This is a genomic window from Mesorhizobium sp. B2-8-5, assembly GCF_006440675.2.
Classification (GTDB): Bacteria; Pseudomonadota; Alphaproteobacteria; order Rhizobiales; family Rhizobiaceae; genus Mesorhizobium.
Genome location: NZ_CP083951.1, coordinates 4,920,854 through 4,941,047 on the forward strand (window position 1 = coordinate 4,920,854; position 20,194 = coordinate 4,941,047).

At 63.9% G+C, this 20,194-nt stretch carries 24 protein-coding genes; 5 read left to right on the forward strand and 19 right to left on the reverse strand.

What is annotated here, in order from left to right; translation table 11 throughout:
* Nucleotides 1-122: 122 nt before the first annotated feature.
* Nucleotides 123-1,358, reverse strand: coding sequence for a Zn-dependent hydrolase (locus FJ430_RS24210; RefSeq protein ID WP_140710084.1), 1,236 nt, complete (start codon nucleotides 1,356-1,358; stop codon nucleotides 123-125).
* Nucleotides 1,355-2,557: a diaminopropionate ammonia-lyase gene (locus FJ430_RS24215; protein ID WP_140710082.1), complete on the reverse strand. Its 1,203-nt coding sequence runs from the start codon at nucleotides 2,555-2,557 to the stop codon at nucleotides 1,355-1,357. The genes FJ430_RS24210 and FJ430_RS24215 overlap by 4 nt, the downstream gene beginning before the upstream one ends.
* Nucleotides 2,558-2,667: 110 nt before the next feature.
* Between FJ430_RS24215 and FJ430_RS24220 the strand changes: the two genes are divergently transcribed.
* The gene (locus tag FJ430_RS24220; protein WP_140645516.1) at nucleotides 2,668-3,141 is read left to right on the forward strand and encodes an Lrp/AsnC family transcriptional regulator; all 474 of its coding nucleotides are present in this window, start codon (nucleotides 2,668-2,670) and stop codon (nucleotides 3,139-3,141) included.
* 73 nt (nucleotides 3,142-3,214) lie between these two features.
* On the opposite strand, the gene FJ430_RS24225 is transcribed toward FJ430_RS24220, so the two are convergent.
* Nucleotides 3,215-3,745: a hypothetical protein gene (locus FJ430_RS24225; protein WP_413467883.1), complete on the reverse strand. Its 531-nt coding sequence runs from the start codon at nucleotides 3,743-3,745 to the stop codon at nucleotides 3,215-3,217.
* A 121-nt stretch (nucleotides 3,746-3,866) separates the two neighbouring features.
* The gene (locus FJ430_RS24230) at nucleotides 3,867-4,193 is read right to left on the reverse strand and encodes a DUF1330 domain-containing protein (protein WP_140645515.1); all 327 of its coding nucleotides are present in this window, start codon (nucleotides 4,191-4,193) and stop codon (nucleotides 3,867-3,869) included.
* A 176-nt stretch (nucleotides 4,194-4,369) separates the two neighbouring features.
* Between FJ430_RS24230 and FJ430_RS24235 the strand changes: the two genes are divergently transcribed.
* Nucleotides 4,370-5,062, forward strand: a complete 693-nt coding sequence (locus FJ430_RS24235) for a winged helix-turn-helix transcriptional regulator (protein WP_140710080.1) — start codon at nucleotides 4,370-4,372, stop codon at nucleotides 5,060-5,062.
* A gap of 52 nt (nucleotides 5,063-5,114) precedes the next feature.
* Here the strand turns inward: FJ430_RS24235 and FJ430_RS24240 are convergent, their stop codons facing one another.
* The 8 genes from FJ430_RS24240 to FJ430_RS24275 form a co-directional block, all read right to left on the reverse strand.
* The gene (locus FJ430_RS24240) at nucleotides 5,115-6,104 is read right to left on the reverse strand and encodes a branched-chain amino acid ABC transporter permease (RefSeq protein WP_140710078.1); all 990 of its coding nucleotides are present in this window, start codon (nucleotides 6,102-6,104) and stop codon (nucleotides 5,115-5,117) included.
* A 1-nt stretch (nucleotide 6,105) separates the two neighbouring features.
* On the reverse strand, nucleotides 6,106-6,993 hold the full coding sequence (locus FJ430_RS24245; protein ID WP_140645512.1) for a branched-chain amino acid ABC transporter permease: 888 nt from the start codon (nucleotides 6,991-6,993) through the stop codon (nucleotides 6,106-6,108).
* A 7-nt stretch (nucleotides 6,994-7,000) separates the two neighbouring features.
* Nucleotides 7,001-7,705 (reverse strand): ABC transporter ATP-binding protein, encoded by a 705-nt coding sequence (locus tag FJ430_RS24250; RefSeq protein WP_140645511.1) that lies wholly within the window; start codon nucleotides 7,703-7,705, stop codon nucleotides 7,001-7,003.
* Complete coding sequence (locus FJ430_RS24255; protein ID WP_140710076.1) at nucleotides 7,698-8,498, reverse strand: ABC transporter ATP-binding protein; 801 nt, start codon at nucleotides 8,496-8,498, stop codon at nucleotides 7,698-7,700. Before FJ430_RS24255 ends, FJ430_RS24250 begins: the two co-directional genes overlap by 8 nt.
* The gene (locus FJ430_RS24260; RefSeq protein WP_140710074.1) at nucleotides 8,495-9,703 is read right to left on the reverse strand and encodes an ABC transporter substrate-binding protein; all 1,209 of its coding nucleotides are present in this window, start codon (nucleotides 9,701-9,703) and stop codon (nucleotides 8,495-8,497) included. The genes FJ430_RS24255 and FJ430_RS24260 overlap by 4 nt, the downstream gene beginning before the upstream one ends.
* Before the next feature lie 290 nt (nucleotides 9,704-9,993).
* On the reverse strand, nucleotides 9,994-10,413 hold the full coding sequence (locus FJ430_RS24265) for a helix-turn-helix domain-containing protein (RefSeq protein ID WP_140710072.1): 420 nt from the start codon (nucleotides 10,411-10,413) through the stop codon (nucleotides 9,994-9,996).
* Nucleotides 10,413-10,709: a type II toxin-antitoxin system HigB family toxin gene (locus FJ430_RS24270; RefSeq protein WP_140710070.1), complete on the reverse strand. Its 297-nt coding sequence runs from the start codon at nucleotides 10,707-10,709 to the stop codon at nucleotides 10,413-10,415. The genes FJ430_RS24265 and FJ430_RS24270 overlap by 1 nt, the downstream gene beginning before the upstream one ends.
* Before the next feature lie 78 nt (nucleotides 10,710-10,787).
* Complete coding sequence (locus FJ430_RS24275) at nucleotides 10,788-11,495, reverse strand: SDR family NAD(P)-dependent oxidoreductase (protein WP_140710068.1); 708 nt, start codon at nucleotides 11,493-11,495, stop codon at nucleotides 10,788-10,790.
* Nucleotides 11,496-11,859: 364 nt separating this feature from the next.
* Between FJ430_RS24275 and FJ430_RS24280 the strand changes: the two genes are divergently transcribed.
* Nucleotides 11,860-12,168: a hypothetical protein gene (locus tag FJ430_RS24280; protein ID WP_140710066.1), complete on the forward strand. Its 309-nt coding sequence runs from the start codon at nucleotides 11,860-11,862 to the stop codon at nucleotides 12,166-12,168.
* 115 nt (nucleotides 12,169-12,283) lie between these two features.
* Here FJ430_RS24280 and FJ430_RS24285 read toward each other — a convergent pair whose 3' ends face one another.
* From FJ430_RS24285 to FJ430_RS24300, 4 genes are all read right to left on the reverse strand, one after another.
* Nucleotides 12,284-12,886, reverse strand: a complete 603-nt coding sequence (locus FJ430_RS24285) for a YdeI/OmpD-associated family protein (RefSeq protein WP_140710064.1) — start codon at nucleotides 12,884-12,886, stop codon at nucleotides 12,284-12,286.
* Between the two features lie 149 nt (nucleotides 12,887-13,035).
* A complete protein-coding gene (locus FJ430_RS24290) occupies nucleotides 13,036-13,758 on the reverse strand; it encodes an amino acid ABC transporter ATP-binding protein (RefSeq protein WP_140645503.1) in 723 nt (240 codons plus the stop codon).
* On the reverse strand, nucleotides 13,745-14,413 hold the full coding sequence (locus FJ430_RS24295) for an amino acid ABC transporter permease (RefSeq protein ID WP_140645502.1): 669 nt from the start codon (nucleotides 14,411-14,413) through the stop codon (nucleotides 13,745-13,747). The genes FJ430_RS24290 and FJ430_RS24295 overlap by 14 nt, the downstream gene beginning before the upstream one ends.
* A 128-nt stretch (nucleotides 14,414-14,541) precedes the next feature.
* A complete protein-coding gene (locus FJ430_RS24300) occupies nucleotides 14,542-15,357 on the reverse strand; it encodes a basic amino acid ABC transporter substrate-binding protein (protein WP_210242118.1) in 816 nt (271 codons plus the stop codon).
* Nucleotides 15,358-15,683: 326 nt separating this feature from the next.
* Here FJ430_RS24300 and FJ430_RS24305 point away from each other — a divergent pair, with 326 nt between their 5' ends.
* The gene (locus FJ430_RS24305) at nucleotides 15,684-16,412 is read left to right on the forward strand and encodes an SDR family oxidoreductase (RefSeq protein WP_140710062.1); all 729 of its coding nucleotides are present in this window, start codon (nucleotides 15,684-15,686) and stop codon (nucleotides 16,410-16,412) included.
* Here FJ430_RS24305 and FJ430_RS24310 read toward each other — a convergent pair.
* Both FJ430_RS24310 and FJ430_RS24315 read right to left on the reverse strand, forming a co-directional pair.
* Nucleotides 16,363-17,304, reverse strand: a complete 942-nt coding sequence (locus tag FJ430_RS24310; RefSeq protein WP_140710060.1) for a LysR family transcriptional regulator — start codon at nucleotides 17,302-17,304, stop codon at nucleotides 16,363-16,365. The two genes, FJ430_RS24305 and FJ430_RS24310, sit on opposite strands and share 50 nt — an antisense overlap.
* Before the next feature lie 8 nt (nucleotides 17,305-17,312).
* Nucleotides 17,313-18,215, reverse strand: coding sequence for a S1C family serine protease (locus FJ430_RS24315; RefSeq protein WP_140710058.1), 903 nt, complete (start codon nucleotides 18,213-18,215; stop codon nucleotides 17,313-17,315).
* Between the two features lie 344 nt (nucleotides 18,216-18,559).
* Between FJ430_RS24315 and yghU the strand changes: the two genes are divergently transcribed.
* Nucleotides 18,560-19,429, forward strand: coding sequence for a glutathione-dependent disulfide-bond oxidoreductase (gene yghU / locus FJ430_RS24320; protein ID WP_140645498.1), 870 nt, complete (start codon nucleotides 18,560-18,562; stop codon nucleotides 19,427-19,429).
* Between the two features lie 31 nt (nucleotides 19,430-19,460).
* On the opposite strand, the gene FJ430_RS24325 is transcribed toward yghU, so the two are convergent.
* Nucleotides 19,461-20,009, reverse strand: a complete 549-nt coding sequence (locus FJ430_RS24325) for a YbhB/YbcL family Raf kinase inhibitor-like protein (RefSeq protein WP_140710056.1) — start codon at nucleotides 20,007-20,009, stop codon at nucleotides 19,461-19,463.
* Between the last annotated feature and the right edge of the window lie 185 nt (nucleotides 20,010-20,194).

The window sequence follows — 20,194 nt, forward strand, 5'->3', positions numbered from 1 at the left end:
TGTTTCGACCAGATGTCGCCGAATGTTCGCTTCGGAAGGATTCGATACAGCCAACTTGACTATTTTTGGTGGTATTTGGCCTGACGGCGTGCCGCCGAAACGCCGTAGACACCAGCCCCCTATCAGTCGGCCGCCAGCCGGGCGGCGACGCCGAGCAGGATATTGGCGCCGGCAACAAGCTCGCTGGCGGCGGTGAACTCGGCCGGGTTGTGGCTGATGCCGCCCCGGCTCGGCACGAAGATCATCGCCGACGGCGCGATGCGCGCAATCATCTGCGCGTCGTGTCCGGCGCCCGAGGTCATGCGCCGGCACGAAAGGCCGGCGGCCTTGGCGCCATCCTCGATCAGCGAAACGATGCGGGCATCGAAGGTCACCGGCTCGAACCGCGCCAGGCTTTCGGCATGGATGGTGACGCCGGTGCTTTCGGCAAGCTGGTCGAGGAAAGCGGCGAGCGCGGTTTCCTCCTCGCGAAGGTGCGTTTCAACCGGGTCGCGCAGGTCGATGGTGAAGGTCGCCCGCGACGGGATGACGTTGATGGCGTTGGGCTCGAAAGCGATGGTGCCGACGGTCGCGACCGTGCGCGTCGACGACGCACTGGCCCGGTCCGCGAGAAAGCCGATCACCCGCGCGGCGGCGACGCCCGCATCGCGGCGCATCGACATGGGCGTGGTGCCGGCATGGTTGGCCTCGCCGTCGATCGTAATGCGCTGCCACGAAATGCCCTGCAGGTTTTCGACGGCGCCGATGGCGATGCCTTCGCGCTCCAGCACCGGCCCCTGCTCGACATGCAATTCGACATAGGCATGCGGCATGAGGAAGCCGGGCTCGTGGTTGCCGGCATAGCCGATGCGCTCGAGCTCCTTGCCCAGCACCGTGCCGTCGGTGCCGACCGAGGCCAGCGCTTCCCCGAGGTCGCGGCCGCCGGCAAAGACCAGCGAACCCATCATGTCGGGCGAAAAGCGCACGCCCTCCTCGTTGGTGAAGGCGGCAACGACGAGCGGGCGCGCCGGCGCGAAGCCGGCCTCCTTCAGGCTCTCGATCGCTTCGAGGCCGGCAAGCACGCCATAGCAGCCGTCATAGATGCCGGCGTCGATCACCGTGTCGATGTGCGAGCCGAGCATGAGCGGCGCCTGGCTTTCGTTGGCGCCATCCTTCCAGATTCCGAAAATGTTGCCGATGCGGTCGACGGCGACCTCAAGCCCAGCCTCTTCCAGCCAGCCGACGAGGCGGTCGCGGCCGAGCTTGTCCATGTCGGAAGCGGCGACGCGCACGAGCCGTCCCTGCGCGTCGCGGCCAATACCGCCGAGTTCCTCGATGCGGCCCAGGAGCCGGTCAGCGTTGATCGTCAGATTGCTCATGCCGGCAGCCTTGCGTTTGCGACCTCGTCCGGCGCCATGCCGACCAGCTCGGCATAGCGGCCGGGATCCGTCGCGCCTTCGGAGTTGATGATCAGCACGCGGGAGCTGGAGTCGAGACCGAGAGCCGCCCGTATTTTCCTGTCGCCGGCAGCGCGGATCAGCCCGGCGAGCCCCGCCCCGCCGCTCTCGCCGGAGACGATCGTCGGATCGTTCGCCTTGGGTCGCGCCAGGCGGTTCATCACCGAGATCGCATCCTCTTCCTCGACCGTCATGAAAGCATCGCCGATCCGCGACAGCACGCGCCAGGCGACCAAAGACGGCTCATAGCATTCGAGCATCGCCATCACCGTGGGCTTGCTGTGCGCGATGGCGACTGGGCGGCCGGCCTTGGCGGTGGCGTAAACGCACGCCGCCCGCGCGGGCTCGACCACGATTGTCTTCGGCCGATCCTCGCCAAGCCTGATGGCGAGATGGCCGGCCGCCGCCGCGGCGAAGCCGCCGACGCCAGCCTGCAGGAAGACGTGGGTGGGCGGCTCAGGCAAACGCTTCAGCGCTTCGCGCACGATCACGGTGTAGCCCTGCATCACCAGTCCTGGAATGCGCTCATAGCCCGGCCAGGACGTGTCGGAGACGACGGTCCAGCCGCGCTCGGCGGCGACGCGGGCGGCTTCCCTGACCGACTGGTCGTAGTCGCCAGCAACGCGCACCATCTGAGCGCCGAATCGGGCGATGGCCGCCACGCGTTCGTCGCTGACGCCCGAATGGACGAAGATGACGGAGCGCGCGCCGACGAGGCCGGCGCCCTGCGCCACCGAGCGTCCATGATTGCCGTCGGTGGCGCAGGCGAAGGTCATTTGCGCGGCGATCGCCCTCACCTCCGGCTTGTGCAGTTGCTCGACATCGACGGCGCGGCCGAGCCGCCTGCCGGCCTCCTCCAGCACCAGATGCATGACGGCATAGGCGCCGCCGAGCGCCTTGAAGCTGCCGAGGCCGAGGCGCTTGCCCTCGTCCTTGAGGTAAAGGGCGCCGATGCCGAGTTCGCCCGCCAGCGCCGGCAAGGGATGCAGCGGCGTCTCGGCATGGTTCTCGCGCGCGGCAAGAAAGCGCTCGGCCTCTCCGGCGCCGGCGAGCCCAAGCGTCGTGGCGTCTTCCTCCGTCAGCGGCTGGCGATGATCCGGGTGGCGGTTGAGCAGGAACATGGGTCGGCCTTTCTGCGCCTTTGATGTGCTGAAATTTATTGCAAGCGAAGCGAGAAAGGCGCTCTGTTTTGGCGCTTTAAATGCAAGTTTGTTTCGTCTGGAACGCTGCCATGTCCATTTCGCCCGAACTCGACGCCTTCGACCGCGCCATCCTCGCCATCCTGCAGAAGGACAACACCACGCCGCAGCGCGTCATCGGCGAGAAGGTCAACCTCTCGGCGCCGGCCGTGCAGCGGCGCATCAAGCGCATGGAGGAAACGGGCGTCATCCGCGCCAATGTCGCGCTGGTCGATCCGGCCAAGGTCGGCCATCCGATCACCATCTTCGTCGAGGTCGAGGTGGAGAGCGAGCGCGCCGAGCTGATCGACGCCGCCAAGCGCGGCTTTGCCGAAGTGCCCGAGGTGCAGCAATGCTATTACGTCACCGGCGAGGCCGATTTCATCCTCGTCGTCACCGTGGCGACGATGGCCGACTACGAAGCGCTGACCCGGCGGCTGTTCTTCGCAAACAACAACGTCAAAAGGTTTCGCACGTTCGTGGCGATGGACCGGGTCAAGGTAGGGTTGGAAGTGCCGGTGGAGTGAGGCGTCGAAGCTGCCGATCTTCCCAACAAGGGGGAGATCGGCAGTCATCCTGGCTTTCGCCAATCTCCAGCGTCTACTGGCTCGGCGTCATCGCGTGTTCGCACGACACTTTCGGGTTCATGTCTGCAAAGGTGCCGGTCGGGTTGCCCTTCCAGGCCCAGACATGCAGTTCGTAGAACTCGCCCAGACCGTAGCGGTTGGGCGCGCTGTTGAAGTTGAACAGTTGGCCGTCGAGCGACGCCGGCCCCTTCGAGGTGATGTATTCGACCGCCACCAGCTTCAGCGCGCCGTCGGCCATCGGCTCGTACATGACCGCTTCCGGACGGGCGATATCGATCTTGTCGTCCTTCAGATACTGGCCGTTGACGTAGTGGATGCCCATGGCGCCGCCAGTGATGCCACTGGCGCAAGGAATAGGCGCATAGCCCTCGGCCGTAGCGGCCTTGACGTCGAGAAACCGGCTGTTGGCCGCTCGCACCTTGTCGGCCAGCGGGCTGGCGCCGGACACGGACGCAGCCGCATGCTGATGGGCCTGCGCGAAGGTCGTAAAGGCCGTCAGCGCGGCCGCTGCCATGAGAAGCCTGTTCCAAAAGTGTGGTGTCATGTTCATTCCGTTCTTCCTGAAAAAGCACGGCTTGCCGGCCGCCGAAAATACGGCGGCGCGACAGGCAAGCGCCGTGGCTGTTTGTGCTTGATGATCGCGGGTTCGATGCGGCGGCTGCCGATCATCCCTTCGGCAGGTACGAGATCGTTCCGGCCAGGTCGGTGTTGTCGATCAGCTGGAACCGGCTGTCGCTGCCACCTTGTCGGGCCGACACGAAGGGGGCGTAGGCCGGATCATTGGTGAAGGCGTGGGCCGCCGCTTCCGATGGGAAGGCCATCAGCGCGATCAGCGTCGTGTCGAGGGGCTTGCCCTCGAGCGTCTTCACATTGCCGCTGCGCGCCAGATATCTGCCGCCGTGCTTGTGAACGAGGTCGTGCACGGTCGCGGCGTAGTCCGGTATCCATTTCGGATCTTTCACCTTGATATCCGCGATAAGGTAAGCGGTCATGGTCAGTCTCCTGGTTGCTGCGCACAGGGGTATCCCGTGCGTCGGCCAAACGGCTCGCACGGCAGGGCTCGCGCCAACCAGTCCGCGATCTGTACCGGGCCGGTACAGTTTCTGTACTCGCCGCTTCATTCATGAAGGTCTAATGTTCCACCCAGCTTCGAGGGAGGACACAGATCATGGCCCAGCACGGATACAAGCAGTTCTGCCCGCTATCGATGGCCGCCGAGGTGCTATGCACCCGCTGGACGATGGTGCTGATGCGCGAACTGGTGGCGGGCTCGACCCGCTTCAACGACCTGCGCCGCGGCGTGCCGAAAATGTCGCCGACCCTTCTGTCGCAACGGCTGAAGGAGCTGGAGCTGGCGGGGATCGTGGAGCGCCGGGAAGTCCCCGGCGAGAAGGGTATCTTCGACTATCGGTTGACCGAGGCGGGACGCGATTTGCGCCCGGTCGTCGAGGCAATGGGCTTTTGGGGACAGAAATGGGTCGAGTCCAGGCTCTCGTTGAAGAACCTCGATCCGTCCCTGCTAATGTGGGATATGCGGCGTAATCTGAACCCCTCGCCGCTGCCCGACGGAAGAACCGTGATACAATTTCTGTATCAGGATCTTCCGGCGTCGAAACGCTCGTGGTGGCTGATCGTCGAGAAGCATGGCGAGGTCGATTTGTGCTGGTACGATCCGGGCTTCGAGGTCGACCTCTACGTCTCGACCGATCTCCACACGATGACCGCAATCTGGATGGGCCTGCTGACCGTCGAGACAGCCGGCGTGAAGGTCGTCCTGACCGGCGACAAGGCCATCGGCAGGAAGATGCAAACCTGGCTCGGGCTCAGCCCGTTCGCGGTCGAACCCAAGCGCGCAGCCTGAAGGCAGGCTTCGGCGATCCAGCCACGGTCGGCTGATCGCTCAAAGCCATGAATCAAAGCTTGCCGCGGTTGCCGTCCTCGGCCGCCGGCGCCAGCCACCTCGCATATACCTCGCCGACAATGCCGCGCCGGAAGATGAGCACGCAGATCATGAAGATCAGGCCGGTGGCGATGGTCACCGGGAAGCCAGAGGTGGCAAGCGTGTTTTCCAGGCCTACGACAAGGCCGGCGCCGGCCACCGGACCGACCATGGTACCGATGCCGCCGAGCAGCGTCATCAGGATCACCTCGCCCGACATCTGCCAGGTGACGTCGGTGAGAGTGGCGAACTGGAAGACGATCGCCTTGGTCGCGCCGGCGAAGCCGGCAAGGGCCGCCGACATGACAAAGGCGGCGAGCTTGTAGCGGCCGACGGAATAGCCGAGCGAAATGGCGCGGTTCTCGTTTTCTCTTATCGAGCGCAGGATCATGCCGAAGGGCGAATTGACGATGCGCCAGATGGCGAAGGCGCCGACGAGGAAGACGGCGAGCACGAAGAAATACATGTTCATGGTGACGTTGAGGTCGATGACGCCGAAGAGGTGGCCGCGAGGCACGCCCTGGATGCCGTCCTCGCCCTCGGTGAAGGGCGCCTGGACGCAGAAGAAATAGAACATCTGCGCCAGCGCAAGCGTGATCATCGAGAAATAGATCCCCTGCCTTCGGATGGCGAGGAAGCCCATGACGAGGCCCATGCCCGCGGCACCCGCGGTGCCGAGCAGGATGGCTGCCTCCGGCGGCCAGCCCCAGGCTTTCACGGCGTAGGCGCAGAAATAGGCCGCACCGCCGAAGAAGGCGGCATGGCCGAAGGAAAGCAGGCCGGTGTAGCCGAGCAAGAGGTTGAAGGCGCAGGCGAACAAGGCGAAGCACAGCATCTTCATGACGAAGATCGGATAGACGAAGAAGGGCGCGGCAATCAGCGCCACGATGCCCAGCGCTATCAGTGCCCGTTCGAGCCTGAGCGAGGCGGCGGCGCGTTCCTGGTGAAGGGTTGCCTCGCTCATCTCAGGCATCCCTTCCGAACAGGCCGGCCGGGCGCAAGAGCAGCACGATCACCATGATGACGAACACGACCAGGTTCGAGGCCTCCGGGTAAAAAACCTTGGTCAGGCCCTCGGCGAGGCCGAGCATGTAGCCGGTGACGATCGCGCCCAGGATCGAGCCCATGCCGCCGATCACGACGACGGCGAAGACGACGATGATCAGGTCCGAACCCATCAGCGGGCTGACCTGGTAGACGGGAGCGGCGAGAATGCCGGCGAGCCCCGCAAGGGCCGCGCCCAGCCCGTAGGTGAGCGTGAGCAGCAGCGGCACGTTGACGCCGAAGGCCTGCACCAGTTGCGGGTTCTCGGTCGCCGCGCGCAGATAGGAGCCAAGCCTCGTCTTTTCGATCAGCAGCCAGGTGCCGATGCAGACGATCAGCGAAGCCACCACCACCCAGCCGCGATAATTGGGCAGGAACATGAAGCCGAGATTGGTTCCGCCGGCGAGCAGTGTCGGCACGGCATAGGGATTGCCCGAGACGCCGTAGTAATAGCGGAACACGCCTTCGATGACCAAGGCGAGGCCGAAGGTGAAGAGCAGGCCGTAAAGCGGGTCGAGGCGGTAGAGCCGCGACAGCGCGAGGCGCTCGACCGCCATGCCGAACAGGCCGACGATAAGCGGCACAAGGACCAGCGCCGGCCAGTAGCCGATGCCCAAATGCACCAGCAGCAGATAGCCGATGAAGGCACCCAGCATATAGAGCGCGCCATGGGCAAAATTGATGATGCGCAGCAGGCCGAAGATAACGGCGAGGCCGAGGCTGAGCATGGCGTAGAAGGAGCCGTTGATCAGGCCGACAAGGAGTTGCCCGAGCAAGGCCTGGATGGGGATGCCGAAGACCGTCAACATGGCGCGATCATACCCCCAGCACTTCGTGCAGCTTGTCGGTGTGCGCGGACAGCTGGCCGACGGCAAAACCCTCCACCACCTTGCCGTGGTCCATCAGGTAGAAGCGGTCGGCGATGCGGGCGGCGAAGCGGAAGTTCTGTTCCACCAGCAGGATGGTCATGCCGCGCTTCTTCAGCGTCGCCAGCAGCTCGCCGATGCGCTGGACGATGACCGGCGCCAGGCCTTCGGTCGGCTCGTCGAGCAAAAGCATCTCGACGCCGGTGCGCAGGATGCGCGCAATCGCCAGCATCTGCTGTTCGCCTCCGGACAGTTTTGTCCCTTGGCTGTCGCGGCGTTCCTTGAGGTTGGGGAAGAGCTCGAAGATTTCCTCCACGCTCATGCCGCCCTTGGCCACGACCGGCGGCAGGATCAGGTTCTCGTCGACGGTGAGGGTGGCGAAGATGCCGCGCTCCTCCGGCACGAAGCCGATGCCCTGATGGGCGACGCGGTGAAGCGGCAGGCCGATCAGGTCCTTGCCGTTGAAGGTGACGGAGCCGGTGCGCTTGCGGATCAGGCCCATGATGGCGCGCAACGTCGTCGTCTTGCCAACACCGTTGCGGCCGAGCAGCGTCACGGTCTCGCCGCGCCTGACATCGAGGTCGACGCCGTGCAGCGCATGGCCTTCGCCATACCAGGCGTGGAGGTCGCGCACGGCAAGCAGCGGCTCACTCATGCTCGGTTCCCATGTAAGCGACGCGCACGCGCTCGTCCTGGCTGACGGTGGCATAGTCGCCGGCCGCCAGCACCTGGCCACGCTGCATGACGGTGATCCAGTCGCAGAGGTCGGCAACCACGGTAAGATTGTGCTCGACCATCAGCACGGCGCGGTCCTTCGCCAACGAGCGGATGATGCCGGAGATCATGCCGACATCCTCATGTCCCATGCCGGCCATCGGCTCGTCGAGCAGAAGCACTTTCGGGTCGAGCGCCAGCGTGGTCGCGATCTCCAGCACGCGCTTGCGGCCGTAGGAAAGATCGCCGGCGAGCCGATACGCCGCGTCGTCAAGACCTACGATGGCGAGCAGCTCGCTCGCCCTTGGCGTGAGCTGATCCAGTGCGGCGACCGGGCGCCAGAACTGGTAGCCGAGCCCGCCCGGACGCTGCAGCGCCACGCGCACATTGTCGAGCACGGAGAGATGCGGAAAGATCGCCGATATCTGGAAGGAACGGACGAGGCCCATACGCGCCACTTTAGCCGGCGGCGCGCGGGTGATGTCGGTGCCGAGCAATTCGATCCTGCCGCTGGTCGGCTGCAGGAATTTGGTCAACAGGTTGAAGATGGTGGTCTTGCCGGCGCCGTTCGGGCCGATCAGCGCATGGATTTTTGCGTGATGGACGTCGAGGTCGACATCCTTCACCGCGACGAAGCCGGCGAAGTCGCGCCTGAGGCCGCGGGCGGAAAGCACCACCCGCGGCGCCTGATCGGTGCTGTCCGGGCGAACAGCGGTGGCGGTGTCGAGCGTCACTTGGTGACGAGCGGGCAGCCGCTGTCTTCGGCCTTCATGAAGGCCTTGTCGCCCGGAATGGTCGCCAGATAGGTGTAGTAGTCCCAGTCCTTCTTCGACTCTTCCGGCTTCTTGACCTGGTAGAGATACATGTCGTGCACCATCGAGCCGTCGGCCTGCACCTTGCCGTTGGCGGTGAAGACGTCGTTGACCGGCATTTCATGCAGTTCCTTGGCCACGGCCCCGGTCTCGTCGGTGCCGGCCTTGTCGATGGCCTTCAGATACTGCGTCACCGCCGAGTAGGTGCCGGCCTGGATCATGTTCGGCATGCGGTTGGTGCGCTTGAAGAAGCGTTGGGCGAATTCGCGGCTCTTGTCGTCGCGGTCCCAGTAAAAGCCTTCGGTCAGCACCACGCCCTGCGCCGCCTGGAGGCCGAGCCCATGCACTTCGGCGAGCGTGAAGAGAAGTGCCGCCAGCCGCTGGCCGCCGGCGACGATGCCGAATTCCGCCGCCTGCTTGATCGAGTTCGAGGTGTCGAGGCCGGCATTGGCAAGCCCGACGATCTTGGCGCCGGAGGACTGCGCCTGGAGCAGGAAGGAGGAATAGTCGGTGGAGCCGAGCGGATAGCGCACCTCGCCCAGCACCTTGCCGCCGCTGGCTTCGACCAGCTTGGCGGTCTGGTCCTTGAGCGAATAGCCGAAGGCATAGTCGACGGTGATGAAATACCAGCTGTCGCCGCCCTGCTTGACCAACTCGCCGCCGGTGCCAACAGCCTGCGAATGGGTGTCATAGGCCCAGTGAAAACCATAGGGCGAGCACTGCTTGCCGGTGAGGTCGGTGGAGGCTGCGCCGGTGACGATGTCGATCTTCTTCTTTTCCTTGGAAAGCCCCTGGACGGCCAAGGCCACGGAAGACGTCGTGAGCTCCATGATCGCGTCGACCTGCTCGGTGTCGTACCACTGGCGCGCGATGTTGGAGGCGATGTCGGGCTTGTTCTGATGATCGGCGCTGACGATCTCGATCGGCGCGCCCTGCACCTTGCCGCCGAAATCCTCGACCGCCATCTTGGCGGCCTCGACCGACCACTTGCCGCCGAAATCGGCATAGACGCCCGACTGGTCGTTGAGGATGCCGATCTTGACCTTGCCGTCCGAGATTTCGCCGGCCGCGGCCGGCATTGCGGATGCCGCAAGGAGCGCGGCCGAGACGAGATAGGATGCTTTCACTGGTGGTTCCTCCCATATGGCAGCCATGGGAAACGCGGCTGCCTCGCGATGGTTCAACAGTTCCTTCGGATTTTGGATTGGAGCCTCGATCCCGCTCTGCCGCTCCTCCTCTCGCGGGTCCTCTTGTTTGCGGGCTGGGCCACGGCGTGCCTTGGGGGCACGGGCGCGAGCCTAGCACCACATGTCGCGGGCCGAGAATGCTATTTTCGTAGCATGGCAGAAGATTGGGATGACCAGTTGCCGGAGACGATCAAGGGGCGGTCGTATGGTGATGAGGCGCCCCGGGACGGTCAAGCGCGAGCGGCGGCTTTTCTGTCCTTTGTGTTGCCCTGATCGGCCAAGTGGTAAGGGACGATCAGAACCTCTGCAGGGATATGCCATTCACGATTGAGCTTGAAAACCATGTCCATCGTCAGCGCTCGCTTGCGGGCTAGAATCTCAGATGCTCGCGACGCTGACCCGAGCAGCTTTATCAGCGCTTGCCTGCTGAGATTGGCCATCTCCATATGAGCAGTGATCGCGTCCACCGGGTCGGTTTCCGCAATAGGGTAGTGTTTTTTTGTCTCGTATGCTTCGATAAGTTCAGCAAGAACATCGAAACGATCGGCGTCAGGCGTGTCGGGAACGGGCTCCTTGTCAAAATAGCGAGTGATCTCCGCAATCGCCCAATCGTAATCGGCGTCGGTCTTAATGGGTCGGATGTTGTCCATCACACCTTCTCCGCGTCTGTCTTGTCGTACTCGACGTGAGTGCCGACGAATTTGATGAGCACTCTCTTGAACGTGTAGCTTACATGCACAATCAGCCGATACTTATTGCCCGCAATGTCGAACACCGGACGGTTATCAGCTACGAAATCGACATTTGCGCCGAACTGTTCCTTGACGTCAGCCGGTCCCTTCCAGTCGACCTTGCTCGATGCATTGAACCAGGCCGTCAGCGGCATTCTGGATTGCGGATGCTTCGTCCAGAAGGTGACGAGCGTTTTCCTGCTGACGATTTGCATGCACCCATATAGCCATTTCCCAAACTGGGAACAAAGGGTACTTACCCAAATTGGGAAATATCCATCTCATCGACGCGCTCACCACGGCAGCGGCTTGCCGTCGCGAAAAAAGCCGCCGGTCGGGCCGTCGTCGGGCAAGGTCGCGGCCCAGACGATCCCGGCCGCTCCCTGCGCCACCGGGCGTCCGCCGGGACCGCCCATGTCGGTGGCGACCCAGCCGGGGCAGATCGAGTTGACCAGCACGCCCGCGCCGCGCAGCTCCGCGGCCAGGATGCGGGTCAGCGCGTTGAGCGTCGCCTTGCTGGTCGAATAGGCCGGGGCGCCGGCGCCCATCGAAGCGAGCGAGCCGCCTTCCGACGAGACGTTGACCAGCCGGCCATGACCGGAGGCACCGAGCAGCGGCGCGAAGGCGGCAGCGACGCGCCAGGCGCCGAAGACATTGGTCTCGAAGGCCTCGCGGATCACCGTCCAGTCGGGCTTGAGCGATCGCGCCGAAGGGTCGTAATGGATGGCGGCATTGTTGACCAAAACGTCGAGCTGGCCGAAGCGGCGCTCGACCTCGGCCGCGGCGCGCGCGGCCGCCTCGGGCGCGGCGACATCCAGCGCGATGGCTTCGACCTTGCCGCCAAGCCGCTTCGCCGCCGCCTCGCCCTTGGCAAGATCGCGCGCGCCGATCAGCACGGTGAAGCCGAGTTCGGCGAGTTGGTGCGCCGTTTCCAGGCCGATGCCCCGATTGCCGCCGGTGACGAGCGCCACCTTGCCGGAATGATCTGTGTGGCCGGTCATTGCTTCCGCTCCTTCGGTTGTGCGTGTCGACAGCAAGATCGCATCGATCGCACCGATTGATTAGAGTGAAGAGTTCGCAATCATTATGCGATTCAGTTCATGAGTGACGGGCAATTCCGAACCCCAGCAATATTCACCGCTGCCGAGGAACGCTATCGCATCTGAAAGCGCACCCTCGCGGGTCGCTACGCGGTCACCTTTGCCCAATGCACGAGGGCGACGACGCGCCGGACACAATCCAGAAACAAGATTCAACAGTCGGGAAAAACTCGCGAAAAGAGCGCCTGCCATAAGCGGCACCGGAGCAGCCGATGATTTGCGGCGCGCGACACAGGACATTGTTCTTAACCAAGGAATGCCGATTATGAAAAAGACCGTTCTTTCCGCACTCGGCCTTGCCGTCGCGCTCGCTTTCGCGGTGCCGGCGCTGGGCACCACCGAAGCCAACGCCGCCGCGACGACCACCGCGACCACGACGACGACTGCTCCGGCCGCGACCACCGAGACGGCCAAGCCCGCCGCCAAGGCCGAGCACAAGAAGCATCATCGCAAGCATCACCGTCATCATGCCCGCAAGCATCATCACGTGAAGAAGCACTCCAAGCATCACGCCAAGAAGCATCACGTGCGCAAGCACCATGTAAAGAAGCATGTTGCGAAGAAGGCCGCATAAGGCCTGACGCGTTTCGAACTTCATGACCGGATGATCCCGGACCGCTTGTAAAGGGTTCAGGATCATCGCTTCCCGAAAACGCCGCCCTCCTTCCGGGCGGCGTTTTTGTTTGCGTCTACGGCTTCTTCTTCTGCGGGTGGATCGCCTCGCCGCGCTTCAGCATCGCCACCAGATCGGCGATCTTCTTCTTGCGGCCCGCCTCGGTCTTCATGTTGTGGGTGCGAAAAGCGAGCGCGAACCGGTTCTGCGCCGAAAGCTTCTCCAGCATTGCCCTTGCCTTCGGCTCGGCATCGATCGCGGCCTGCAGGTCGGGCGGGATGGTCATCTCCTTCGATCCGCCATAGGCGCGGTCCCAGCGGCCGTCGGCCTTGGCCGCCTCGACCTCGCGCAAGCCGTGGCTGGTCATGCGGCCCGCCTCGATCAGGCGCGCGACATTGTCGATGTTGATCTTGCTCCAGATGCTCTTCCTGCCGCGCGGGGTGTAGCGCTGCAGGAAACTCTTGTCGTCGAGCGACTTGCGCACCGCGTCGATCCAGCCGAAGCAGAGCACGACGTCGATCGCCTCCTTCGGCGTGATCGAGGCGAGACCAGACCCGACCTTGTGGACCTTGATCCAGACCTCGCTTTCGCCGGCGTGGTTGTCGGCCAGCCAGGCATAGAAGCCGTCGGCATCGGGGAACTCGCGCACCTTGTCCGGGTCGACCTTTATCGGGGCCATCGTCACCTCGTCTTTCGTCGCTACCAGTGTGGACGATTCCGCAGCGGTTGTAGCGCCGGCTGGTGCCAGTTTCTGTCAGCAGGCGCCAAACGGCTTGATCCAACGGGCTCCTCATTTGCGAATTGAAGCGACGACCGCCGGGCCGAAGGCTACAGAATTTTCGCCAGAAAGCTCTTTGTGCGGTTCCTCTGCGGATCCGAGAAAAGCGCTTTCGGCGCTCCCTCCTCGACGATCATGCCGTCATCCATGAAGATCACACGGTGCCCGACCTCCCGGGCAAAACCCATCTCATGGGTGACCACGACCATCGTCATGCCCTCAACGGCGAGGGTCTTCATGACCTGAAGCACCTCGCCCACCATTTCGGGATCGAGCGCGGAGGTCGGCTCGTCGAAGAGCATGACGTTCGGTCCCATCGCCAGCGAGCGCGCGATTGCCACGCGCTGCTGCTGGCCGCCGGACAGCTCGTCCGGATAATTCGCTTCCTTGCCGACGAGACCGACCTTGGCCAGCAATTCGCGCGCGACCCTGTTGGCCTCCTCGGTCGGGATCTTCTTGACCTTGCGCGGCCCGATCGTGACATTCTCCAGAATGGTCAGGTGCTTGAACAGGTTGAACTGCTGAAACACCATGCCGACATGCTGACGTAGTTGGTGGATGTTTGTCTTCGGGTCGGTCAGCATCATGCCGGCGATTTCGATCTCGCCGCTGGTTGCTGCCTCCAAGCCGTTCAGGCAGCGCAGAAAAGTGCTCTTGCCGCTTCCCGAGGGACCGATGACGACGACGACCTCCTTTTCCTCCACATGAGTGGTTATCCCCTTGAGGATCTCGTTGTGGCCAAAGGACTTGTGAAGGTCCTTAACGTTTATCAACTTGAAGCCTCCTCTCCAGGTAGGACGAGAACTTCGACAGCGAGAAGATGAGGACGAAATAGAGGGCGGCAATCAGCCCCCAGATCGCAAAGGACGCAAAGGTCTCGGCAATCACGATCTCGCCCTTGTAGACCAGCTCGGCGATGCCGACCGGCGCCAGCAGCGAGGTATCCTTGATCGTCTGGGCAGCCTGGTTGACCAGCGGCGGGATCATCCGCTTGAACGCCTGGGGCAGAACGATATAGCGCATCGTCTGAAAGCCGTTCATGGCAATTGACTGCGCCGCCTCCTTCTGGCCCCGGTCGACGCCGAGAATGCCCGCGCGGATGATCTCGGTGACATAGGCGCCCTCGTTCAGGCTGAGCGTGAAGGCGGCGGCGAGGATGGGATAAGTCAGCTGTCCGAACCACTGGTTGACGGGCAGGATCGCCGGCAATCCAAGCACGATGAAGAAGAGTTGCACCAGCAGCGGCGTGGACCGGAAGATCTCGACATAGCCGGTGGCGATCCAGCGCAGGGGCGCAACAGTCGACAAGCGCATCAGCGCCGCGCACAGGCCGATCACCACCATCAGGATGATGGCGACGATCGAATACTGGATGGTAAGCCGCAGGCCATCGAGGATGACGGGTAGGTTTTGCCAGATGGGGCCCATAAACCGTGCCTTGGATCGCTATTCCCGCCCGCTTCGTCAGAAGACACGCATGGCACGGCTGGCGCCATGCGCGTCGACTTGCCGGAGGAACGCTGAAGGGATCTGCCGTTTGGATGATCCGAACGGCCTCAGCCCGAAATCGCGATGGAAGCCGGTTTCTGAACCTCGTTGACGACACCACTGGTATCGCCTCCGAAATATTTTTCGAAAAGCTTCTGGTATTCGCCGCTCTGCTTGATCTTGGCGAGGCCGGCATTGATCTTCTCGACAAGCTCCGGCTTTTGCTTGCTGATGGCGATGCCGTAATATTCGCCAGTCAGCAGCGGGCCTACGGTCTCGACGTTGTCGTGGCCGGCCTTGAAGTTGACGTTGACAGGATTGTCGAAGATGACCGCGTCGGCCCCGCCGGTTTCGAGCGCCTGATAGGCTGCATCGATGCTCTGGAACTGCTTCACATAATCCGGCGCGAAGCCATGACCGGTCAGGTAGTCGACCGACGAGGTTGCCTTCTTGGTCGCGACCACGTGGCCCTTGAGATCGTCGAAGCCCTTGATGCCGGAGTCTTTCTTCACCAGCACCGAAAGGCCGGATTTGTAATAGGCGTCGCTGAAATCGACGTTCTGCATGCGGCTGGTCTTGATCGTTATTCCGGCAACCGCGGCGTCGATCGAGCCGGCCTGCAGACTCGGGATGATCCCGTTGAACGGCAGTGTTTTCAGGCTGACCGTCATGTCCTCGGCCTTGGCGATCGCCTTGATCATGTCGATGTCGAAGCCCGTGACTTCGCCATTCGTCTCGGTCTCGAATGGCGGGAAGGTCGTGTCGGCACCGACCACGATGTCGGTTGCCGCGCTCTGCGCGGCCGCCATGGGCGTTGCGCCGAATGAAAATACGAGGCCGGAAACCAACGACGTTGCCAGCATGATAAGCGACTTGTTGTTCACAGATATCTCCTTTCGGCGGGCATTCGTCTGCTGAAGGCGTCGACGATCAGGAGTGGTGCGCAATGCATGAACTCGGAGCCCGTACCGTGCATCTGGATCGGGCCGCGCCCAAGTCAAGGTTGCCGCGGTTGCGGTTCCTCAGGAAGAGCCGCGGCCGGCGGATTTCATGCGCGGCCAGGTCTCGCGACCGGTTATGCCAAAGCCTGCGGTAGAAGTGGGGCGAGCGCGTCGACCCCCGCCATCGGAGCTTCCTATGGCACCATCGGATTCTTCCGTTTCCGCTTCGCGCAGCGGCCTGCCAAACCCTGTCCAGGCAAAGGAAAGGCATGGACATGGACAAGCAGAGAATCCTGATCGTCGGCGGCAGCTCGGGCATGGGGCTGGCGCTCGCCAAGCGCTGTCTCGAGGAAGGAGCCGGCGTCATCATCGCCGGGCGCGGGCAAGCGAAGCTGAGCGCGGCGCGGGAAGAACTCGGCCAGCCGGGCACGCTCGAGACAGCCGTGGTCGATATAAGCCGCGAGGACGGGGTCGCAGCGCTTTTCGAGCGCATCGGCAGGCTCGACCATATCGTCAGCACCGCCGCCGCCATCGAAGGCGCCTACCGGCTGTTGCCGGAGATCGAGCTTTCGGCCGCGCAGCGGGTGGTCGAAAGCAAATTTTACGGGCCGCTGCTTCTCGCCAAGCATGGCGCGCCGAAGCTGCCGCCGACAGGTTCGCTCACCTTCGTCTCCGGCATCGCGGCCTATCGGCCGGCGGCTCGCGGCTCGGTGGTCGCAGCCGTCAACGCGGCGCTGGAAGGGCTGGTAAGAGCGCTGGCTGTGGAACTCGCGCCGATCCGCGTCAACGCCGTGTCGCCCGGCTGGATCGATACGCCGATATGGGAGTTTGTCGCGGGCGACAGGAAGGCGCAGACGCTGGCCACCATGGCGGAGCGATTACCCGTGGGGCGGGTCGGAAGGCCGGAGGACATCGCCGACGCAATCCGCTTCCTGATCGGCAATGGCTTTACGACGGGAGAGACGCTGCATGTCGAGGGCGGGCACCGGCTGGTTTGACCGGGACGAAGCCCTCCCCTAGAGCGGTCAGCAACGCTTTCAACGCCGGCGGCTGGACGCGGCGGCGGCGCCAGATCATCACCACGTCCGCCGAGCGGACCGAGCCGGGCCAGGCGAGCTCGGCCACCTCGCCGCGATCAATCGCGGCGACGACAGCCAGCCGCGGCACAAGGCCAAAGCCGGCGCCGGCCGCCACCAGCCCGGCTATGGCGTCGATGCTGCCGGCTTCGGCGGCCAGCCTTGGCTTGCCAAGACCTGCCTCGGCAAACGCCTTGTCGACCATGGCGCGGTAGACGCAGCCGGTCTCGGTGGCGACGAAAGGCTTTTCGGCCAGCGCCGCCAGATCGACATCCGCACGGTTGTCGCCCGGAGGCGCGATCAGCGCCAGCGGCTCGACCGCAACGGCGCGTCTGGCAAGGCGCCGGTCCGGCTCACCAGCATCGGGTCGCTCGAAGCAGAAAGCGACGTCGATCTCGCCGTCACCCAGCCGGCGCAGCAACTCGCCGCTGCCGGCGATCCGGAGCTTGATATCGATGCCGGGATGGTCGGCGCGGAAACCAGCAAGCCATGGCGCCAGCCTTGCCGCGGCGATCGTCTCCAGCGCGCCGATCGACAGGCTGCCGGCCGCCTCGGCGCTGGTGGCATCGATGGCGGCGCGGGCGTCGTCGGCAAGCGCCAGCAGGTCCTCGGCATAGGGTTTCAGCGTTTCGCCCGCCGGCGTCAGTTCCAGCCCCTGTCGCGAACGGGTGAAGAGGCTGGCGCCAAGCTCGGCCTCCAGCGCCTGGATCTGGTCGCTGACGCTCGACTGGGCGAGATGGAGCTCCTGCGCCGCGCGCGTGACGTTGCGCGTTCGCGCGACCGCCAGAAAGGACCTCAGCAGCCGGGGATGCATCGGCGCTTCTACTGCAACTGCGGTTTCTTCAGGAAGGAATTGCGGTCGGCGGATTTGACGCGCAGCCAGGTCTCGCGACCGTCGCGCACGACGCGCAGCGGAATCTCCGCGCCGGCCGGGTTCTGCCAGAGTTTTCTGTAGAAATCGGCCAGACCGTCGACTTCGCCGTCGCGCACGTCGGAGATGATATCGCCCTGGCGCAGGCCGGCCTGGGCGGCCGGGCCACCTTCGGCCACGCTCATCACCACCACCATGCCGTTCGACTCGGCCGAGAAGGCGCCAAGCCACGGACGCGGCGCCTTGGCCGCCTGGCCGCGCTTGATGAGATCGTCCAGAATCGGCGTCAGAAGATCGATCGGCACGACCATGTTGATGTCGGCCACCTCGCCGGCGCGGCTCATCTGCAGGCGCAGCGATCCGACGCCTAGCAGCTTGCCGTCGCGATCGAACAGCGCGGCCCCGCCCCAGGATGGGTGGGCGGGCGCAATGAAGATCGCCTCGTCGATCAGATACTCCCAGTAGCCGGCGAATTCCTGCTTGGTGACGATGTGAGCGTCGACCTGCTGGCCGATGCCGTCGGCGAGCGTCACGGCATCGCCGACATTGGTCTTCCTGGCATTGCCGAACTGCACAGCCGGAAGGTTGAGCGGCGACAGCGCCTGAACAAGGCCGAAGCCGGTTTCCTGGTCATAGGCAAGCGCGTGCGCGGCGACCACGCGGCCGTCCTGGTCGGTCAGCCACACCTCCTCGGCCTCGGTGATGAGATAGCCGATGGTGAGCACCAGGCCATTGTCGCGGATCACCACGCCGCTGCCTTCGCGGCGCGTGCCCAGCGCATTGGCGGTGAAAGCGTCGTCCGGCACCGTGGCGCGCACGGCAACGACGGAGCGCGAAATTTTCTCGATGGTCATCGATCCATCCTGCATTGCGGGGTCTCTGCTTATAAGTATGGCCGAAGGAGCGCGGCGCAAGGGCGGATTTCCCCCTTGCCTCCTTGTGGGAGAGGGTTTCGCCGAAGGCGACTGATGAGGGGACTCCAGGGAGCACAGACGCCTCACTCCGCTGGAACACTTAATTCGTCTCGGCGTCGCGCGCCGATCCACCTTCTCCCACAAGGAGAGAAGGGAAAGGCACTGGCACAAGCGCTAGTTCAACGAAGATTGAACTTTTTTCTTTGACGCGCGCGGAACCGCACCTAAGTCTAGCAGCATCCGCGGCGGACTTCCCGCCGCTTACGAAACACAGGGCCGCCAACATGGACGAATACACCCCGCCGAAAGTCTGGACCTGGAACAAGCCCAATGGTGGTCAGTTCGCCTCGATCAACCGGCCGATCGCGGGCCCGACGCATGAGAAGGAACTGCCGGTCGGCAAGCACCCGCTGCAGCTCTATTCACTGGCCACGCCCAACGGCCAGAAGGTTACGATCATGCTGGAGGAGTTGCTGGCGCTCGGCCACAAGGGCGCAGAGTATGATGCCTGGCTGATCAAGATCGGCGACGGCGACCAGTTCGGCAGCGGATTCGTCGGGGTCAACCCGAACTCGAAGATCCCGGCGCTGATGGACCGCAGCGAGCCGAAGCCGGTGCGCGTGTTCGAATCCGGCTCGATCCTCACCTATCTCGCCGAAAAATTCGGCGCGTTCCTGCCGACCGAGCGCGCGGCGCGCGCGGAAACCTTCTCGTGGCTGTTCTGGCAGATGGGCTCGGCGCCCTATCTCGGCGGCGGCTTCGGCCATTTCTACGCCTATGCGCCGCACAAGATCGAATATGCCATCGACCGCTTCGCCATGGAGACCAAGCGGCAGATGGACGTGCTCGACCGCCGCCTGGCCGAGAGCGAGTATCTTGCCGGCCCCGACTACACCATCGCCGACATGGCGGTGTGGCCCTGGTATGGCGGGCTGGCCAAGGGCCGCAGCTACAACGACGCCGCGCAGTTCCTCTCGGTGCATGAATACAAGAACGTGCAGCGCTGGGCCGACGCGATCGACGCCAGGCCGGCGGTAAGCCGCGGCCGCATGGTCAACCGCATGTCCGGCGATCCGGCCTTCCAGCTGCGCGAGCGCCACGACGCCAGCGACTTCGAGACGAAGACGCAGGATAAGCTGGAGGCGGCGGAGTAAGGGTTAATCTCCCTTCTTGAGGGGAGATTGGCTACCTCCCGAATGTATACGTCACACTCGCCACGCCGAGCGCGGAGCTCTTGGCGGCGACCGAGACCATGTCCGGTAACGGATTGTCCGGCGTACGCAGCGTCTTTTCGCCCAGTGCATAGAGCGTAAAGACATAGTGATGCTGGCCGCTGCCCGGCGGCGGGCATGGGCCGAAATAGCCGGCGCGGCCGACGCCGCCCTTGCCGAGCACCGCCCCCTTGGGCATGCGCTTGCCGCTCTGCGCGCCGGCGCCTTCTTTCAGACCCTTGGCGCTCGCCGGGATGTTCCAGGCCAGCCAGTGCCAGAAACCCTTGCCGCCATTGGCGTCGGTGTCGAACATGGTCAGCGCGTAACTCTTGGTGCCGGCGGGCGGATCCTTCCAGGCAAGGGCGATCGAGATGCTTTGCCCACCGCAGCCGGGCTTGTCGCCGAGATATTTCGCGTCCCATTTGCTGTCCGAAACCGACGGGCTGGAGATCTCGAAGGCCGCCGCATGGCCGGCGGAGGCGACAAGGACAAGCATGATGAAGCCGAGACGCAAGGTTGTCATTTGATCCTCCCTGAAGAACGCAGCGTAGCGGAAAAGCGGCCCGAAAAAGGGCAAGCTGCCGCGACCGCCTGCCTGGACAACAAAAAAAGCCCCGCCGGTGGAGGCCGTCGGGGCTCTTCGTTCGGACCATGGAGGTGGGACCCCAAGGTCGGGTCGATCCAGGGGGTGTTGGATCGGTAGCGACA

What these genes read in the sequence shown, in the direction of transcription:
- FJ430_RS24210 (WP_140710084.1), bottom strand. Translation starts at nt 1,358, where the DNA reads ATGAGCAATCTGACGATCAACGCTGACCGGCTCCTGGGCCGCATCGAG.
- FJ430_RS24215 (WP_140710082.1), bottom strand. Translation starts at nt 2,557, where the DNA reads ATGTTCCTGCTCAACCGCCACCCGGATCATCGCCAGCCGCTGACGGAG.
- FJ430_RS24220 (WP_140645516.1), top strand. Translation starts at nt 2,668, where the DNA reads ATGTCCATTTCGCCCGAACTCGACGCCTTCGACCGCGCCATCCTCGCC.
- FJ430_RS24225 (WP_413467883.1), bottom strand. Translation starts at nt 3,745, where the DNA reads ATGACACCACACTTTTGGAACAGGCTTCTCATGGCAGCGGCCGCGCTG.
- FJ430_RS24230 (WP_140645515.1), bottom strand. Translation starts at nt 4,193, where the DNA reads ATGACCGCTTACCTTATCGCGGATATCAAGGTGAAAGATCCGAAATGG.
- FJ430_RS24235 (WP_140710080.1), top strand. Translation starts at nt 4,370, where the DNA reads ATGGCCCAGCACGGATACAAGCAGTTCTGCCCGCTATCGATGGCCGCC.
- FJ430_RS24240 (WP_140710078.1), bottom strand. Translation starts at nt 6,104, where the DNA reads ATGAGCGAGGCAACCCTTCACCAGGAACGCGCCGCCGCCTCGCTCAGG.
- FJ430_RS24245 (WP_140645512.1), bottom strand. Translation starts at nt 6,993, where the DNA reads ATGTTGACGGTCTTCGGCATCCCCATCCAGGCCTTGCTCGGGCAACTC.
- FJ430_RS24250 (WP_140645511.1), bottom strand. Translation starts at nt 7,705, where the DNA reads ATGAGTGAGCCGCTGCTTGCCGTGCGCGACCTCCACGCCTGGTATGGC.
- FJ430_RS24265 (WP_140710072.1), bottom strand. Translation starts at nt 10,413, where the DNA reads ATGGACAACATCCGACCCATTAAGACCGACGCCGATTACGATTGGGCG.
- FJ430_RS24270 (WP_140710070.1), bottom strand. Translation starts at nt 10,709, where the DNA reads ATGCAAATCGTCAGCAGGAAAACGCTCGTCACCTTCTGGACGAAGCAT.
- FJ430_RS24275 (WP_140710068.1), bottom strand. Translation starts at nt 11,495, where the DNA reads ATGACCGGCCACACAGATCATTCCGGCAAGGTGGCGCTCGTCACCGGC.
- FJ430_RS24280 (WP_140710066.1), top strand. Translation starts at nt 11,860, where the DNA reads ATGAAAAAGACCGTTCTTTCCGCACTCGGCCTTGCCGTCGCGCTCGCT.
- FJ430_RS24285 (WP_140710064.1), bottom strand. Translation starts at nt 12,886, where the DNA reads ATGGCCCCGATAAAGGTCGACCCGGACAAGGTGCGCGAGTTCCCCGAT.
- FJ430_RS24295 (WP_140645502.1), bottom strand. Translation starts at nt 14,413, where the DNA reads ATGGGCCCCATCTGGCAAAACCTACCCGTCATCCTCGATGGCCTGCGG.
- FJ430_RS24305 (WP_140710062.1), top strand. Translation starts at nt 15,684, where the DNA reads ATGGACATGGACAAGCAGAGAATCCTGATCGTCGGCGGCAGCTCGGGC.
- FJ430_RS24310 (WP_140710060.1), bottom strand. Translation starts at nt 17,304, where the DNA reads ATGCATCCCCGGCTGCTGAGGTCCTTTCTGGCGGTCGCGCGAACGCGC.
- FJ430_RS24315 (WP_140710058.1), bottom strand. Translation starts at nt 18,215, where the DNA reads ATGACCATCGAGAAAATTTCGCGCTCCGTCGTTGCCGTGCGCGCCACG.
- yghU (WP_140645498.1), top strand. Translation starts at nt 18,560, where the DNA reads ATGGACGAATACACCCCGCCGAAAGTCTGGACCTGGAACAAGCCCAAT.
- FJ430_RS24325 (WP_140710056.1), bottom strand. Translation starts at nt 20,009, where the DNA reads ATGACAACCTTGCGTCTCGGCTTCATCATGCTTGTCCTTGTCGCCTCC.